General features: G+C 40.2%; 14 protein-coding genes and 2 tRNA genes. 6 read left to right on the plus strand and 10 right to left on the minus strand.

Going from position 1 to position 15756, the window contains the following annotated elements:
• Positions 1-340 precede the first annotated feature (340 nt).
• Positions 341-841, minus strand: a complete 501-nt coding sequence (locus F0919_RS16580; RefSeq protein WP_150033908.1) for a hypothetical protein — start codon at positions 839-841, stop codon at positions 341-343.
• A gap of 737 nt (positions 842-1578) precedes the next feature.
• Here F0919_RS16580 and F0919_RS16585 point away from each other — a divergent pair.
• Positions 1579-2304: a hypothetical protein gene (locus tag F0919_RS16585; RefSeq protein ID WP_150033909.1), complete on the plus strand. Its 726-nt coding sequence runs from the start codon at positions 1579-1581 to the stop codon at positions 2302-2304.
• A 167-nt stretch (positions 2305-2471) separates the two neighbouring features.
• Positions 2472-2771, plus strand: a complete 300-nt coding sequence (locus F0919_RS16590; RefSeq protein WP_150033910.1) for a T9SS type A sorting domain-containing protein — start codon at positions 2472-2474, stop codon at positions 2769-2771.
• Between the two features lie 254 nt (positions 2772-3025).
• Here F0919_RS16590 and F0919_RS16595 read toward each other — a convergent pair whose 3' ends face one another.
• From F0919_RS16595 to F0919_RS16605, 3 genes are all read right to left on the minus strand, one after another.
• The gene (locus tag F0919_RS16595) at positions 3026-3946 is read right to left on the minus strand and encodes a DUF4249 domain-containing protein (protein ID WP_150033911.1); all 921 of its coding nucleotides are present in this window, start codon (positions 3944-3946) and stop codon (positions 3026-3028) included.
• Between the two features lie 12 nt (positions 3947-3958).
• Entirely contained in the window at positions 3959-6355 is a 2397-nt protein-coding gene (locus F0919_RS16600; RefSeq protein ID WP_150033912.1) for a TonB-dependent receptor, read from the minus strand.
• A gap of 146 nt (positions 6356-6501) precedes the next feature.
• Positions 6502-6573 (minus strand) — tRNA-Arg (locus F0919_RS16605).
• A 204-nt stretch (positions 6574-6777) separates the two neighbouring features.
• Between F0919_RS16605 and F0919_RS16610 the strand changes: the two genes are divergently transcribed.
• Complete coding sequence (locus F0919_RS16610) at positions 6778-7818, plus strand: NAD(P)-dependent alcohol dehydrogenase (protein ID WP_150033913.1); 1041 nt, start codon at positions 6778-6780, stop codon at positions 7816-7818.
• A 57-nt stretch (positions 7819-7875) separates the two neighbouring features.
• Here the strand turns inward: F0919_RS16610 and F0919_RS16615 are convergent.
• The 3 genes from F0919_RS16615 to F0919_RS16625 form a co-directional block, all read right to left on the minus strand.
• Positions 7876-7947, minus strand: a tRNA-Glu gene (locus F0919_RS16615).
• A gap of 117 nt (positions 7948-8064) precedes the next feature.
• Entirely contained in the window at positions 8065-8565 is a 501-nt protein-coding gene (locus tag F0919_RS16620) for a YkgJ family cysteine cluster protein (RefSeq protein WP_150033914.1), read from the minus strand.
• Positions 8566-8602: 37 nt separating this feature from the next.
• A complete protein-coding gene (locus tag F0919_RS16625; protein WP_150033915.1) occupies positions 8603-9424 on the minus strand; it encodes an SDR family oxidoreductase in 822 nt (273 codons plus the stop codon).
• A 138-nt stretch (positions 9425-9562) separates the two neighbouring features.
• Between F0919_RS16625 and purE the strand changes: the two genes are divergently transcribed.
• Positions 9563-10018 carry a 5-(carboxyamino)imidazole ribonucleotide mutase gene (gene purE / locus F0919_RS16630; RefSeq protein ID WP_150033916.1) on the plus strand — a complete coding sequence of 152 codons (456 nt, stop codon included), beginning with the start codon at positions 9563-9565 and terminating at the stop codon, positions 10016-10018.
• A 78-nt stretch (positions 10019-10096) separates the two neighbouring features.
• On the opposite strand, the gene F0919_RS16635 is transcribed toward purE, so the two are convergent.
• Entirely contained in the window at positions 10097-11107 is a 1011-nt protein-coding gene (locus tag F0919_RS16635) for a homoserine O-acetyltransferase family protein (protein WP_150033917.1), read from the minus strand.
• Positions 11108-11182: 75 nt separating this feature from the next.
• Here F0919_RS16635 and F0919_RS16640 point away from each other — a divergent pair, with 75 nt between their 5' ends.
• Together F0919_RS16640 and F0919_RS16645 are read left to right on the plus strand one after the other, a co-directional pair.
• Positions 11183-11620, plus strand: coding sequence for an OsmC family protein (locus F0919_RS16640; RefSeq protein ID WP_150033918.1), 438 nt, complete (start codon positions 11183-11185; stop codon positions 11618-11620).
• Between the two features lie 37 nt (positions 11621-11657).
• Entirely contained in the window at positions 11658-12818 is a 1161-nt protein-coding gene (locus F0919_RS16645; protein WP_150033919.1) for a trans-sulfuration enzyme family protein, read from the plus strand.
• Positions 12819-12891: 73 nt separating this feature from the next.
• Here the strand turns inward: F0919_RS16645 and F0919_RS16650 are convergent, their stop codons facing one another.
• The gene (locus tag F0919_RS16650; RefSeq protein ID WP_150033920.1) at positions 12892-15159 is read right to left on the minus strand and encodes an aconitate hydratase; all 2268 of its coding nucleotides are present in this window, start codon (positions 15157-15159) and stop codon (positions 12892-12894) included.
• A 251-nt stretch (positions 15160-15410) separates the two neighbouring features.
• Positions 15411-15599 (minus strand): hypothetical protein, encoded by a 189-nt coding sequence (locus F0919_RS16655; RefSeq protein WP_150033921.1) that lies wholly within the window; start codon positions 15597-15599, stop codon positions 15411-15413.
• Between the last annotated feature and the right edge of the window lie 157 nt (positions 15600-15756).

Below are 15756 nucleotides of genomic sequence, written 5' to 3' on the forward strand. Positions count from 1 at the left end.
ACCATAAAAGTTAATTTAATGCTCATATAAGTTAATAAAATTGTCATATTAGTTAACTATATTTACAAATAAGTTAATTAAATTTACATTTAAGTTAATTAAGGTGGCTAATAAATTAATTTAATTATCAAATAAATTAATTAAATTGTCAAATAAGTTAATTAAATTGTCGAATAAGTTAATTAAATTAACAAATAAGTTAATTAAACTAACAAATAAGTTAATTATAGTGTCAATTTTATTACCATTGTTATCAAAATTGTTTAATAATCGGAATCATGCCGACATAAGAAAAGCATTATCCCCTTGGGGATGATGCTTTTTGATTTGACCTGTTGACTTAGATGGCTTTCTGCGGGGTTGCACCACCACCGCTACCGTTATCCTTATACCTTGCTCTCAGCTTTTCGTAGCTGCTTTGTGCATTAGGAATGCCGCTTGCTGCAGCCACAGCAAAAATTTTGTAAACCACATTGCTTAAACCGTAAGCTTCGCTGGCAGCTATGCGGCGCAGGTTTTCCAGTACTTCCAGGGCTTTGGTCAGCATACTGTGCAGTTCATCCGTCTGCTCGAACAAACGGAGGTCGCTTTTAATAAACTCCGGGTTAATCACTGCGGGAATAATGCCCGCGCCATTGTTGGCGCATTCATTGATAACATCTTCCACAAATACTTTGTTATCGACATCGAGCGAGGCGAGCTGGCCTTTTTCATCGTCGGTAAGTGTGAGGTTGCCGGCTTCAGGCAGTAATTCGATAAGGCTGTTGATACAGTCTTTAATTGCCTGCATTTGATCTACTTCGAGTACCGCATTGATGCGGTTTTGCATGACGTTTGCCATTTTTCTATCATTTAGATTGTTAATAAAAAGCGCCTTTGGTTGAGAAATATCAATTCAAGGCCGCATTTCATAACTATTCCAAATTTCGTGCCAAAATCAGTGATGGACGGGAATATCAGGGTTAACCCTGATATTCGCTAAGCGGCGCTAATGCTTGCACCGTTATGGTTGGTATTGCATTTCAGGGTTCGTAAAATTTGGCAAATCCACAGGCTATTTAGTTACCCAAGGCTAATAACATTTGAGATTATCAATTATTAAAAACATCACTTCAGCGTAATCTGATATTTTTTTGTTAAAAAAAATGAATAAAATATAAATTCTCACTACATTTGAAATGCAACATAAAAAATCATCACAATATTGATTATAAATGAAATTATGATACTATTGTAAACAAAATATATCTTCCGTGTTGTCTTAAAATAAGATTTTACGGCTTGGAATATTAATATTATCATATTTTATCGAATCAGGTTTAATAACCCATTTCTGATTTTAAGTTGAATTAAAGACCCTTTCTGCATAAAATAGTTTGCATGCTTGCCTGTCATAATAAAGTTTTCCATCGTTACGGAATCGGACGATAGGGTATTAGCTGCTATTTTATTTTTATTGAATCCTTACCATCATTCCTTCTGTAAATAATGCTGTTAAAAACGGTGTGTATCCGGATGCCGAAAATGTTATGCATCGTCGTTTTTATTAGAGTAGGCGTAACCTAAATATTTAAGTTTATGAAAAAAATCAATTTTATCATCGCAATGATGCTGATGGGCTTATTTCTTCCGATGAGCGCAGGTGCACAGATTTTTAATCTCACTACAGGAACAGGTGCTATAGGGACGAATGACCCTATCTGGACACTTAAATTACCAGGTGGAACTTTTAATCCCGTAAGGATATCAACGGGCGTATTACAAAATGGAAGTACCACATACCCCAATACTTATGTTCACAATAATTGCGGAAGATGGATTTCGCCCTGGCTGAATGCAGCGAACAATATTATTCCCACACCCGGTACTACCGGAATTTTCACGTACCGCATGCAGTTTACTGTCGATAACTGTGTAATAAACCCGACAGCTGTGTTAAATTTTAACTTTATGGCCGCTGACAACTCGTTGACAGCAGTGAGGGTTAATGGTAATCCACAGACCGTACCCGCAGGCATTACGCATACCAGTTCCGGTTCCATGACCAGCACTCCGACAGTGATGAACGGCCTCAATACAATTGAAGTAGATGTAAATAATTTTGGTCAATATACAGCACTTCAGTTATGTGGCCGCATTCAGGTTTCCGGTGATGAATTACATGTTCCTAAAAATTTAAACTGTTGTAATGCACAGAGAAAGAACTTGCTTTCCTGGAATCCGTATCAGGTGCAACCGGTTATCATGTTGAAATTCTTTATGGTGATCCTAAGTGTTGCAGAACCGGACCACAGTACGGAGTAATTCATGTTGTAACAGACAATGTTTTACTTTTTGCGCCGACTTCCTGCTATTCCTGGAGAGTACGGGCTGTAAACGGTGCTTGTTTCTCTGAATGGAGCGAAAGAAAATGCGGCTGTTATGACGGGTCTCAGATTCAGGAAGAAGGTCCCGCATCTTTGCAATCCAAGGTGAACAGCAATAACAACAACATAGAAAAGCAACATGTGGATGAAGTTATGACCACTATAGCTCCTAATCCGGCTGATGGCATAATTACGGTCAATATCGACAATCCGACCGGAACATTAAAGACAACTACCTGTGAATTGGTAATTATAAATTTGTCCGGTGTGCAGGTTCATCGTGAATCAGTTCAGCTTAACGTACCAAAAGAGATTAAAGTTGACAGGTTAAAATCAGGCATGTATATCTGCAAAATTGTAGCGGATGGCAGAGTTGTTTCTGCGAAAAAACTTGAAATCAGATAACGACAGTTTTTTTCGAAACCCGGCAGATTGGTGCCGGGTTTCTTTTTGAAAATTATTTGTGATTACTCTTTACTAACCTTATTGTGTATTTCACGAAGCAGCAACTCCAATGTTAATCGGCGAAGGAAAATATCTTTTCATAATAAATATGCTATATGTCTCAAAATTCATCTTGACTCTTTCGTCCCATAATTTATATTATGTTAAATAGAAAATTGCGCAACACACCCCACTATCATTAAATACTAAGTACCTTATTTGAATACTGCTTTCTGAATGGCTATGCCTCCCACTATTCCAAAACCATTCTTTACGTTACAAATCACATTTTGCTTTTCGGCTGTCGGGTCGTCGTGGTTCTTTAAAATGTTATTCAGGCTGAACAGATAATTATAACTGTCGTCCGTCAGCACAGATGCTTCCAGAATAAACCTGCCGTTATAGAAGCTCACGTTTTCTGCCGTTACTGTAACAATTCTGCTTTCTCCCGGATTTAATGCCTTAACGGAATAGATGCCGCCGATTGTGGGATCCACATAACTGTCGCCGAAAATCGACAATTCATTGTTCTGCGTTTTAATGGCTATGGCAGCGCTATAATTATCATAAACCGTGTCGTTTGTCACCGGATCTACATAATAAGTACTGTCGGTATACATCCTGAACCTGTAATTAAACGTGGTGCTTCCCTTATTGGTAATCGTAAACCTGAAGTTAGTGTTGTTGTAACCGTATTCCGTCGGCGTGAAAAATATGGATTTGTCGCTTATTTCCATTTGCTCCCGATCCGGTATCATGTTCTCCCCTTCTGCCATGTCGTAACCCGGAATTTCGAGGGTAACTTTATAACGCCTGCCGGCAATTACCTTAGCATTGCTCTTATAGATTACAGTACTGTCATAGCTATTGACAGCAGTCATTTTATGCAATGTTTCCAGGTAAATATCGTTTTCATAAAGCTTCAGCACAGCTTCTTCGGGTTCTGTGAAGCTATTATTTCCTCCAAAATATTCGTTCCGGCCCGACAGAGTCACCCTTGCCACAACGGCGCTGTCCTGATTCATTAAAATGTTTAATACCGGCCTTGTCGGTTCATCAGGCAAGGGAATGGAGATTTTCTTTTCGCAGGAAAATATAAAAACGGATAGCAAACAAATGGAAAGAAGCTTATACATTACGGAACTGTATTAAAATTTAAGATTGTAGGAGATACTCGGAAGAATGGGCAGTATGCTGTAACCGCTGATTTCCACTGTAGATTTTGTATAATTATCAATGTCGTAGAAAAACAGGTTCCGCCTGTTGTAAGCATTATAAACACTGATGTTCCAGGTCCTGACGTTGCCATTCTTTTTTTCCTTGATAAAAGAAATACCTATATCCAACCGATGGTTTGCCTGAATCCTGATATTGTTTCTTTGCGGATAATATTGAACATTGGGAGGATAAGGGTTGTAACCCGGCTGATAAATCCCTTCAAATGAAGTAGTAGGAATACTGAAAGGCGCTGCGCTCTGGAACGTAAATGCGCCCGATAATTCAATGTTTTTCTTAAGCTTGTAAATGCCCACAAGATTTATGGTATGCCTTCTGTCATATTTATAAGGGAACATTTTGCCCGCATTAATTTCGTCAAACTTACGGTTGGACCATGCCAACGTATAACTGAACCAGCCCGTTAACCGCCCCGTTTTCTTTTGCAGAAAAAGTTCCGCGCCGTAGCTATACCCTTTCCCGCTGGTTATTTTGTCTTCCCAGTTCGATTCGGTTATGGCATTCAGATAGCTGGAACCTTCCTTATATTCCACCACATTGTCCATCTGTTTGTAATAACCTTCCAGCGAAAATTCTATTTTATTTTTGAAAATATTCTTTGCAATGCCCAGGGAAATCTGGTTGGCTTTTTCGGGTAAAATAGTTTTGGTAGCAGGTACCCAAAGGTCCGTAGGCAGCGAAAGCGAATTGCTCGACAATAAATGAATATTCTGATTCATCCGTACAAAGGAAGCTTTGATGGCTATATCGTTTGGCAAAAGATAACGAGCGCTGATGCGTGGCTGCAAAGAAGGATACATTTTATCCTGTACCATAAAAGCATTGGCATGCAAACCAATATTGGCTTTGAGCTTGTCTGAAATTTGCCAGTCGTCTTCTATATAGGCATCCAGTTCAGAAGCAAAAATCTTTGAATCGACCACATTATCAATAATAGTAGCCGTGTCATTCTGCTGCTTTTCAAAATGGGAAGTAGGATTATAAGTATGGTAAGTACCCGACATACCGAATTTTATGGCATGATTGGTATTGGGTGCATAATCAAAATCCATTCTTGCGGTATAGTCCAGAATACCTGATTGTAAGCCGAGATTGTAATTATAGTTGGTCAGTCCGTTTTCAATTTCCTGATTACCAATGTTTGTGGAGAACTTATACCTTGTAAGGCTTAAAGCCGCATCTCCCGAAAGTCTGGAAGAAAAATCGTGGTGAAATTTAAGGTTACTGACAATATTGTTCCAGTAGATGCCCGTATTCATTTTAGAGACACTGGAACCGCCGCTGTAATTATCTTCTGTTTCTGTCTTTACTTTAAAATTATCGGTACCAATATTCAGGCTCAGGTCTAAATAATCCCTGTCCGAAAAACGGTGATGCACTTTGGCGTTCAAATCATAAAAATAAAATGCCAGTTTCTTTACATCCGTCTCCATAGATCGGATAATGGGTCCGGCATACAAATCGTGATAAGTCCTGCGGCCCGAAATAATGAACGAAGTTTTCCCTTTCCATATCGGGCCTTCGAGGGTTAATTGAGACATAATAAGTCCGAGCGAAGCATTGCCGTGAAACTTATACATATCGCCCTGCTTGGTTTTGAGATCAATAACGGAAGAAAGCTTTCCGCCGAAACGTGCGGGAAAAGCGCCTTTGTACATATCCACACTTTGCAGGAAATTGGTGTTGATAGACGAAAAAACGCCGAGCAGATGCGAAGGATTGTAAATTTGCGTACCATCAATCAGAATGAGGTTTTGGTCAGGCGTGCCGCCGCGCACAATCAAAGCAGTAGAGCCTTCGCTACCCTGCTGCACGCCTGGTAAAGTCTGCAAAGTTTTCATTACATCGGCTTCGCCAAAAAATTTAGGCATTGATTGTATCTGTGCGATAGGAATGGAAATCCGGCCCATCTGCGATGTCTTCTGAATTTCCTGAACACCGGAAACAACAACTTCCTGCAGGCTGTTGGCGTCGGCAGGTTTCAGCGAAAAATACAATAAAGTGCTGTTATCAAAACGTACAAAAGTATCTACGGGTTGGAAGCCTATATATGAAATGCGGACGGTAGCGGTATCGTGTTCCAGCTTCAGCGCAAACTGTCCGTTGGCATCTGAAAATGCATTTTTATCTTCATAAACAGCAGAAACGGTAGCATCCCGCAAAATGGCTCCGTTACTGACATCGGTCAGCTTACCTTTCAGGAGAAAAACCGGTTTTTCATCAGGCGTTTTTCTTTCCTGTGAAAAACATGTAACAACACCGGATAATAAAATAAGGAGGCAAAAAAAAAGTGTTTTTTGTCGAATCATAAAGTTTTCATGAGGGGAATTTCCATTGCATTAACGAGTTACTGACAATTATAGTATTGCTTCCGGCAAATTTTATAAAGGAAGCCCTGAAAAATCATTGATTTTTCAGGGCTTCCTGAGCACCGGTGATGTGGTGTTTCCTTCAGTAGCCACGGCGAGAATCGAACTCACATCAAAGGTACCGGAAACCTTCGTTTTATCCATTAAACTACGCGGCCGTTATTTATTGGTTCGCAAAGGTAATATTTAAGCTTTAGTTTTCCATTTAAAATGAGTTTTTAAAAATAATTCCTGATGGAACTATGCTTCATAATTAAAATCCGGACAAAGTTGTTGTAAAAAAAATTTATACTATCGTAATGAAATTTATATCTATTGCTATGAACGTTTCCATAGCTTTGAGACTCTAAACAAAACACACAATGATACAAGCAAAAGGATACGCAGCACAAAATGCTGAAACTGATTTGGCGTCCTGGGAATTTGAGCGCAGGGATGTCGGCGCACACGACGTTCAGATTGAAATTTTATATTGCGGAGTATGTCATTCCGATCTTCATCAGATAAAAAACGATTGGTTCCCCGGTATATTCCCGATGGTTCCCGGACACGAAATTGTGGGAAGGGTAACAAAAGTAGGCTACCACGTAAAGAACTTTAAAGTAGGTGATTTAACAGGTGTCGGTTGCATGGTTGATTCCTGTCAGGTTTGCGAAAACTGTAAAGAAAGCCTGGAACAATATTGTCTTGAAGGAAACACCGGAACATACAACAGTATGGGCCGCGATGGCGTACCGACTTATGGTGGCTATTCAGATACCATTGTTGTTCGTGAAGAATTTGTACTTCATATTTCAGATAAACTTCCTCTTGCTGCAACAGCACCACTGCTTTGCGCAGGTATCACTACTTACTCTCCTTTACGCCACTGGAAGGTTGGCAAGGGGCATAAGCTGGCAGTACTTGGTTTGGGTGGATTAGGACACATGGCCGTGAAATTTGGCGTAGCTTTTGGTGCTGAAGTGACCGTACTTAGTACATCTGCGTCAAAAGAAAGTGCAGCCAAAGCTTTAGGCGCACACAATTTTGTAGTAACCTCAGATGCTGATCAGCTTGCATCTGTAAAAGGTTCTTTTGACTTTATATTGGATACTGTCTCTGCAGATCATGACATGGGCATGTATTTGTCGCTGTTAAAAACAAATGGCGTGCATATATGTGTTGGCGTACCATCCAATCCTTATTCCATTCATCCTTTTGCACTATTGGGCGGAAGAAAGAGCGTGGCCGGTTCAGGTATTGGCGGCATTCAGGAAACTCAGGAAATGCTTGATTTCTGTGCAGCCAATAATATTGTTTCTGATATTGAATTGATTGATATCAAAGACATCACCGAATCTTATAAAAGAATGCTTAAAGGTGATGTTCGTTACAGATTTGTAATTGACATGAAGACGCTATAATCTAAAGCAAGTCTTAGAAAATAAATAAAGCCTTCCAGATGGAAGGCTTTATTTTCGTAGCACGTACGGGAATCGAACCCGTGATTCCTCCGTGAAAGGGAGGCGTCTTAACCCCTTGACCAACGCGCCATTTGTTGATTGGGATGCAAAGGTAAGTGCTGGGCTTTTATTTGCCAAATAATTTTACAAGAAAAATTTTAAGATTATTAAAAGCCAATGCTATAACCCTTTTTCACTCATTCAGATTTACCATTCATACTCTGTTTCAATCCTGTTTTTAAGCCTGTAAATTAAATTGAACGTAGCAGGGCAACGATGCAGGTTTTGTTTGAAAGTATCATTGTATAAGTCAAAAGGCTTTTTATTATGATGCGGGAACTCTGCGCAATCTCTGGGCCTCACTTCATAAATGCTGCACATATTGTCAACTAAAAACTGACATGGCTGCTGCACATTTACAACACTGCCGGTATCGTCTTCCACCATCAGCCATTTATCAAAAAAGGCTTTGGGAGTCATACGCAGGTGTGTGGCAATACGTTTGATATCTGCCTTGGTAAATATAGGAGTCATGGTCTTACAACAATTGGCACATTGCTTGCAATCCACTTCCTGCCAGACTTTAGCGTCTTCTTCTGCAATAATTCTCGGGAATCCGCGCGGTACAATTTCATCAAGCTTATCCAGAAATGTTTCCAGTTCCGGGCGATATTCTTCGGCAAGCTGCTCAAATTTTTTCAGGTCCATTTTAGCGTCGTATCTGTAAGGCTCAGGATATGTTTTATTAATTTCCTTTCTTCAAAGGGCTTCCGGCTTCTTTGGCAAAATGATTGAAGACCATTTTATCCATAAAGCCCGGGAACAATTTATTGAGGAAGACAGTAGCTTTACCTTGCGTCGTCATTACAAGTGTCCTTTTACGTTGCTGAATGCCATCATAGATAATACCGGCGCAGGTTTCGGCAGACATAAGTTTATCCTCTGCCAAAGGTGTTTCCTTTTGCGCGTTACCATTTGCACCTAATGCTACATTCCTGATATTGGAAGCCGTAAAGCCAGGAGAAGCCCACATCACATTGACACCCGTATGCAGTAACTCTGTTCTTAACGATTCTAAAAAACCCTGCATGGCAAATTTGGAAGACGAATAGCCTGTTCTTGCCGGAAGCCCTCTGTAACCTGCAATGGAAGAAATACCTGCAATAGTCCCCTTCGATTTTTTAATAAACGGCAAAGCAAATTTGGTCATATAAACCATTCCCCAAAAGTTTACATCCATCAGCTCTTTCAGCACTTTGATATCCAGCTCATCAAACATGGCGCGCATACTCATGCCTGCGTTGTTTATCAAAATATCAATGCTGCCCCACTCTTTCATTACGGCCTGTACAAATGATTCGCAATCTTTTTCTTCAGCTACATCGGCTTTGTAAAGCAATAAAGATTTCGTTTCTGTATCCGAAAATGCATCCTGAAGTTTATCGATATTTCTTGCGCAAACGGCAACCTTTGCACCGCTTGAAATGCCAATATAGGCAAGGGCTTTGCCAATGCCGGAAGATGCGCCGGTAATGACTATAATTTTATCTTTTAAGTATGATTTCATAGGAAATACAAAAATACAGTTCGTAATCAGGAAAATGAGCATTATTTTTGCACAATTCCGGAAGTAAAGTCAAGGGGCATTACTTCATACAATAAACAAAATTTCAATTTTAAATACAATCTCAACTAATCGAAGCTTATGAAAGTAATGATTATCATGGGTTCCAAAACGGACGAAAGCGTGATGCAGGAAAGTCAAAACTGGCTTAACTGGTTTGGTATCGAAAACGAAATGGTGGTTGCTTCTGCACACCGTAATCCGGATAAGGTAGCCGAATTAATGAAAAGTGCTAAAGCTAACGGCTTTGGCGCTGTAATTGCTGCTGCCGGCATGGCCGCTGCACTACCGGGTGTTTGCTCTGCTTACACATCTTTACCGGTATTGGGTGTTCCTTTGGATGGTGGTTTACCAGGCGGTATCGACGCATTATACTCTATCGTACAAATGCCTGCAGGTTTGCCAGTAGGTACATTGGCTGTAGGTAAAGCAGGTGCGCGTAATGCTGCAGTGCTTTGTGCAAGAATTTTCGCTTTGAGCGATAATGCCATTGCTGAAAAAGTAGAAGCATTCAAAGCACAGGAATACAAAATGTAATCAATTCATTTATTGATAAACAAAAAGCGCATATTCAAACATAATATGCGCTTTTGCATTTGTATTAAAGCTTTGGTTTTAAAACCAATCACCTAAAATTCCGTTTATAGCTGCTGTTTCTATCAGAAATCCGTCATGCCCATATTCGGAATCAATTGCTTCATACCTGCAATCCGGAATATGCAATGCCATATATTCCTGTTCGGCAACCGGGCACAAAATATCGCTGCTGATTCCAATCAATAAAACAGGTTGTGTAATTTGCTTCAAAGCCAATTCCAGGTTTGTGCTCCGACCTCTTGCTATATTGTGTGAATCCATAGCTTTGGTCAATTTCCAATAACTGTATGCATTGAATCTATTCACCAGTTTATCGCCCTGATAACTGATATAAGCGGACGCTTTGTAATTATCCAGTTTTTCAATATCGTTGTCCGTTTGCTGCCGGTTCATCAGAAGATGATTTCTGTAAGTAAGCATACCGACCGCTCTGGCCGCTTTCAAACCTTTTGCACCTGCATTGTCGTCATCTTCACCAAAGCTTCCATCCGCTTCTATCGCTAATCTTTGTGCAGTATGAATACTGATGCCCCACGCACTTTCTGCTGCCGATGTTGCCAGTAAAAACAATCGTTCAATGGTTTCAGGTTCCATCAAAGCCCATTCCATAGCCTGATAACCGCCCATACTGCCACCAATCAATAAGCAGATTCTTTCAATGCCGAGATGTGCTTTCAGCAGCATGTGTGCATTCACCATATCTTTTATGGTTATATCCGGAAAGCTTGCGTAGTAAGGCTTTCCTGTTTCGGGATTTACCGACAAAGGTCCTGTACTTCCATAACAGCTACCGGGGATATTCGCACAAATAATAAAATGTTTCTGTTCATTTACAGGCGCACCTTCATGTATCAGGCCTTTCCACCAATCCATAACATCTGCATTTGCCGTTAATGCATGACATATCCAGACAATATTATCCTTTGCTGCATTCAGTTTTCCATAGGTATGATAAGTAATACGCAGTTCGGGCAAGGTCTGTCCGCTCTCTAATGAAAAAGAATGAGGATAATGAAAATGATGCTCCATGTACTTATTTTTCGGAAAAGAAAATAATGCGCAAATGTAATAGCTTGAACCTTAATTTTACACCAAATAAATTTTATGCCTGCAATACACATCGTTTATCATATAGCTAACAGAACTTTTACTGCAACTGACGAAGCAACCAATCAGGTGAATTTCCAATCTGTGCCGGACGGTGTAGAAAGACCGCAGCTGCAAGCCGTAAGTACCGGCGTAAGGCCCATGCAATCTTTATTAATGGGCCTGGGAACCTGCAGTGGTATTGATATTGTCGACATTCTTGAAAAACAAAGACAGTCCTACGACAGCTTTGAATTAAAAGTTACAGCAGAAAGAGAACAAGACAAAATTCCTGCACTTTGGATAAAAGCGCATATCGATTTTATATTGAAAGGTGACAAACTTGATGCCGACAAGGTTAACCGTGCAGCGGCATTGTCTATCGATAAATATTGTTCGGTAGCCGAAACGTTGCGGCGCGCAGGTTGTGAGATAACCTATGCTGTTCATCTGTAATTCTAAATCTTTCATTAATTTCTTTCTTTTTATAATCATGCATCCAATTACAAAAGCAATACGACTTCAGACTCCAAGAACGCATCAGATGGAACATTCAACTCCGTTATTCCTTACAAGCAGTTTTTGTTTTGAAGATGCTGAAGACATGCGTGCTGCGTTTGCCGATGAAAAAGAAGCCAATATTTACAGCCGTTTCATCAATCCCAACATAACGGAATTTACAGATAAAATGGCAGCATTGGAAGGTACGGAAGCCGCTTATGCTATGGCTTCCGGCATGAGCGCCATTTCTTCTGTCTTTCTTGCTTTGTTAAAACAAGGCGATCATTTATTGAGTTGCAATGCTATCTTCGGAAGTACGCATACGGTTATCAATAAATACCTTCCGAAGTATGGTATTGAACACGATTATTTTGAAGCAGACAAGCCGGAAACCTGGGAAGCCTCCATCCGGCCAAATACTAAAATGATCTTTGTAGAAACGCCCACCAATCCGGGTCTGGATATTTTAGATCTGGAAATGCTGGGCATGCTTGCTAAGAAACATAACTTGCTGTTTGTAGTTGATAATTGTTTTGCTACGCCAATTGCGCAACAGCCTGTACAATATGGTGCGGATATCATTATTCATTCAGGCACCAAATGGCTGGACGGACAAGGCAGGGTTTTGGCAGGTGTAGTTGCAGGTAAAAAATCCATTATCAATGACATTTATTTGTTCTGCAGAAGCATGGGGCCTTCGCTTTCGCCATTTAACGCATGGATATTAAGCAAAAGCCTTGAAACCCTGGATGTACGCATGGAGCGCCACTCCAACAATGCATTATTTTTAGCCGAAAAACTGGAACATCATCCTAAACTGAACTGGCTGAAGTATCCTTTTCTTCCAAGTCACCCTCAATATGATATTGCGAAAAAGCAAATGAAAAACGGAGGCGGTATTTTGTGTTTTGAGTTATCAGGCGGGCTCGAAGCAGGCAGGCAATTTCTTGACAACCTTAAAATGCTCTCATTGACAGCAAATCTTGGTGATACAAGAAGTATAGCATCGCATCCTGCAAGTACAACCCATGCAAAATTATCAGAACAGGATAGATTGGCGGTTAATATTACACCGGGTTTAATCCGCATTTCTGTTGGACTGGAGCATAGAGATGATATTCTTGCAGATATTTTACAGGCTTTAGAAAATTAAAAAAAAACGCATTTCATAAAAAAAATGGCTGCATCACCTGATGCAGCCATTTTTAATATAGAACTTAGAACACTTAAGCAACTCCGAATTCTTTACGGATTACGTTCAGGCAAGAACCTGCCTTGAACCATTCAATTTGTTGCTGATTGTAAGTGTGATTAACCTGAATTTCATCTTTTGTACCATCGGCATGATGCGCTACCACAGTCAATGGAACGCCCGGTTCAAAAGTAGTAAGGCCTAAAACATCGAAAGTATCATCTTCCAGAATCTTGTTATAATCTTCGTTGTCATGGAAGGTAACACCTAACATTCCTTGCTTCTTAAGATTCGTTTCATGAATACGCGCGAACGATTTAACCAATACCACACGTACACCTAAATGACGTGGCTCCATTGCAGCATGCTCACGGCTCGAACCTTCACCATAGTTTTCGTCGCCTACAACAATGGAACCGATGCCAGCTGCTTTATAAGCACGTTGTACATCAGGAACGCCTTGATATTCACCTGTCAATTCGTTTTTAACGCTGTTTGTTTTTTCGTTAAAGAAATTGGTAGCGCCAATCAACATATTGTTAGAGATATTATCCAGATGCCCGCGGAACTTTAACCATGGACCAGCCATAGAAATATGATCCGTTGTACATTTACCTTTTGCTTTAATCAAAAGTTTCAAACCTTTAAGGTCTGTACCTTCCCAAACCGGGAATGGTTGTAATAGCTGCAAACGGTCTGATTCCGGAGAAACCTTTACGTCAACGCTGCTGCCATCTTCTGCCGGAGCCTGAAAACCTGCATCTTCAACAGCAAAACCTTTGGTCGGCAATTCATAGCCTGTCGGAGCATCCAATTTTACTTGTTCTCCGTTTTCATTAGTCAATGTATCAGTTAACGGGTTAAAAGTTAAATCACCGGCAATAGCCAATGCAGTAACAATCTCAGGAGAACCTACGAATGCATAAGTATTAGGGTTACCATCCTGACGTGCAGCAAAGTTTCTGTTGAAAGAATGGATGATAGTATTTTTTTCTTTTTTGTCAGCACCTTCACGGGCCCACATACCAATACAAGGTCCGCAGGCATTTGCAAATACAGTACCGCCGATTTTACCGAAAGTATCGATATAGCCGTCACGCTCGATAGTATAGCGAACCAATTCAGAACCCGGAGTAATGGTATAAGCAGCTTTAGCTTTTAAGTTTTTTTCAACCGCTTGTTCAGCAAGGTTTGCAGCACGGCTTATATCTTCATAAGAAGAGTTGGTGCAGGAACCGATCAGACCAACTTCCAATTTAGTAGGCCATCCGTTCGCCTCGGCGGCAGCTTTCATTTTAGAAATCGGCGTAGCCAAATCCGGAGAGAATGGTCCGTTGATATATGGCTCTAAAGTAGAAAGGTCTAATTCAATAACCTGATCAAAGTATTGAGAAGGATTGGCATAAACTTCAGGATCACCGGTCAGATGTTCTTTGATACCATTTGCAAGATCAGCTATTGCTGCACGGCTTGTTGCACGCAGGTAGCGCTCCATTGATTCATCGTAACCGAAAGTAGAAGTTGTAGCCCCGATTTCAGCACCCATGTTACCGATAGTACCTTTACCAGTACAGCTAATATTTTTAGCGCCTTCGCCAAAGTATTCAACAATCGCTCCGGTACCACCTTTTACAGTTAATTTACCTGCCACCCAAAGGATGATGTCTTTCGGAGTAGCCCAGCCATTCAATTTACCTGTAAGGTGAACACCAATCAATTTCGGCATTTTAAGTTCCCATGGAAGACCAGCCATTACGTCACAAGCATCTGCACCGCCAACACCAATAGCAATCATACCCAGACCACCTGCATTAGGTGTATGGGAATCGGTACCAATCATCATACCACCCGGAAATGCATAGTTTTCCAACACAACCTGGTGAATGATACCTGCACCTGCTTTCCAGAAACCTAAACCATAACGATCAGATACGGAAGAAAGGAAATCATATACTTCTTTATTAGAGTCAACAGCAACCTGTAAATCTTTATCGGCTTCCACTTTTGCCTGAATCAGGTGATCGCAATGCACTGTAGATGGTACAGCAACTTTATCGCGCCCGCAAGTCATAAACTGAAGCAGCGCCATTTGCGCCGTTGCATCCTGCATCGCTACCCTATCCGGGCGAAAATCTACGTAAGCCTTACCACGCTCCAGAATGGAAGTTGCAGGTTTATCGAGATGCGAGTAAAGAATTTTTTCCGTTAAGGTCAACGGACGTCCAAGCAATTGACGGGCAATTTGAATTTTACCCGGCATTTCAGCATACACTTTTTGGATGAGATCTAAGTCGAAAGCCATAATTAAATATAAATGTTTGAAATATAATACTTCTTTTGGGTTTTCTGGGAACAAAATTTTTAGATGAATCAAGAAAATTTTATCCTCCTTTGCGAAACAGAACGCAAATTTACTTCATTATAAAGACAATAGAAAAAAAAGACACGATTATGACAATTGTTTTTTTTGATTTCTGCATTTATTTCTTAAACTTGAAAAATCCGGTAAATAAATGAATAAAAAAAACCGACCGTAATGGTCGGTTTTTAATTTTACTTAGCCGGAGCAGCTTTGGCGTCCGTTTTCTTATCCATTTTCTTTTTCTCAGCCTTCTCTGCTTTTTTTTCAGCTTTTTTTTCTGTTTTTGTTTTTGGCGCATCGGCCTTTTTATCAGTTGTTTGAGCGAAGGAAACGCTTCCTAAAAACATTAGTGCTACTAATGCGGCTGTTACTTTTTTCATTGTTTTATAAATTAATTTTAACCAAAGTTATACACGGAAAGCATTGCCTGTACGAGGTTACACGTTATTGTATTGCTATTAAGCAATCGTTTACATTAGGCTTTGATTTTATTAAAATTTCAATGATTTTACTTTTTTGTTATCTTAAAAAGGAGAA

Source organism: Taibaiella lutea (assembly GCF_008629695.1).
In the GTDB taxonomy this organism is placed as follows: Bacteria; Bacteroidota; Bacteroidia; order Chitinophagales; family Chitinophagaceae; genus Taibaiella; species Taibaiella lutea.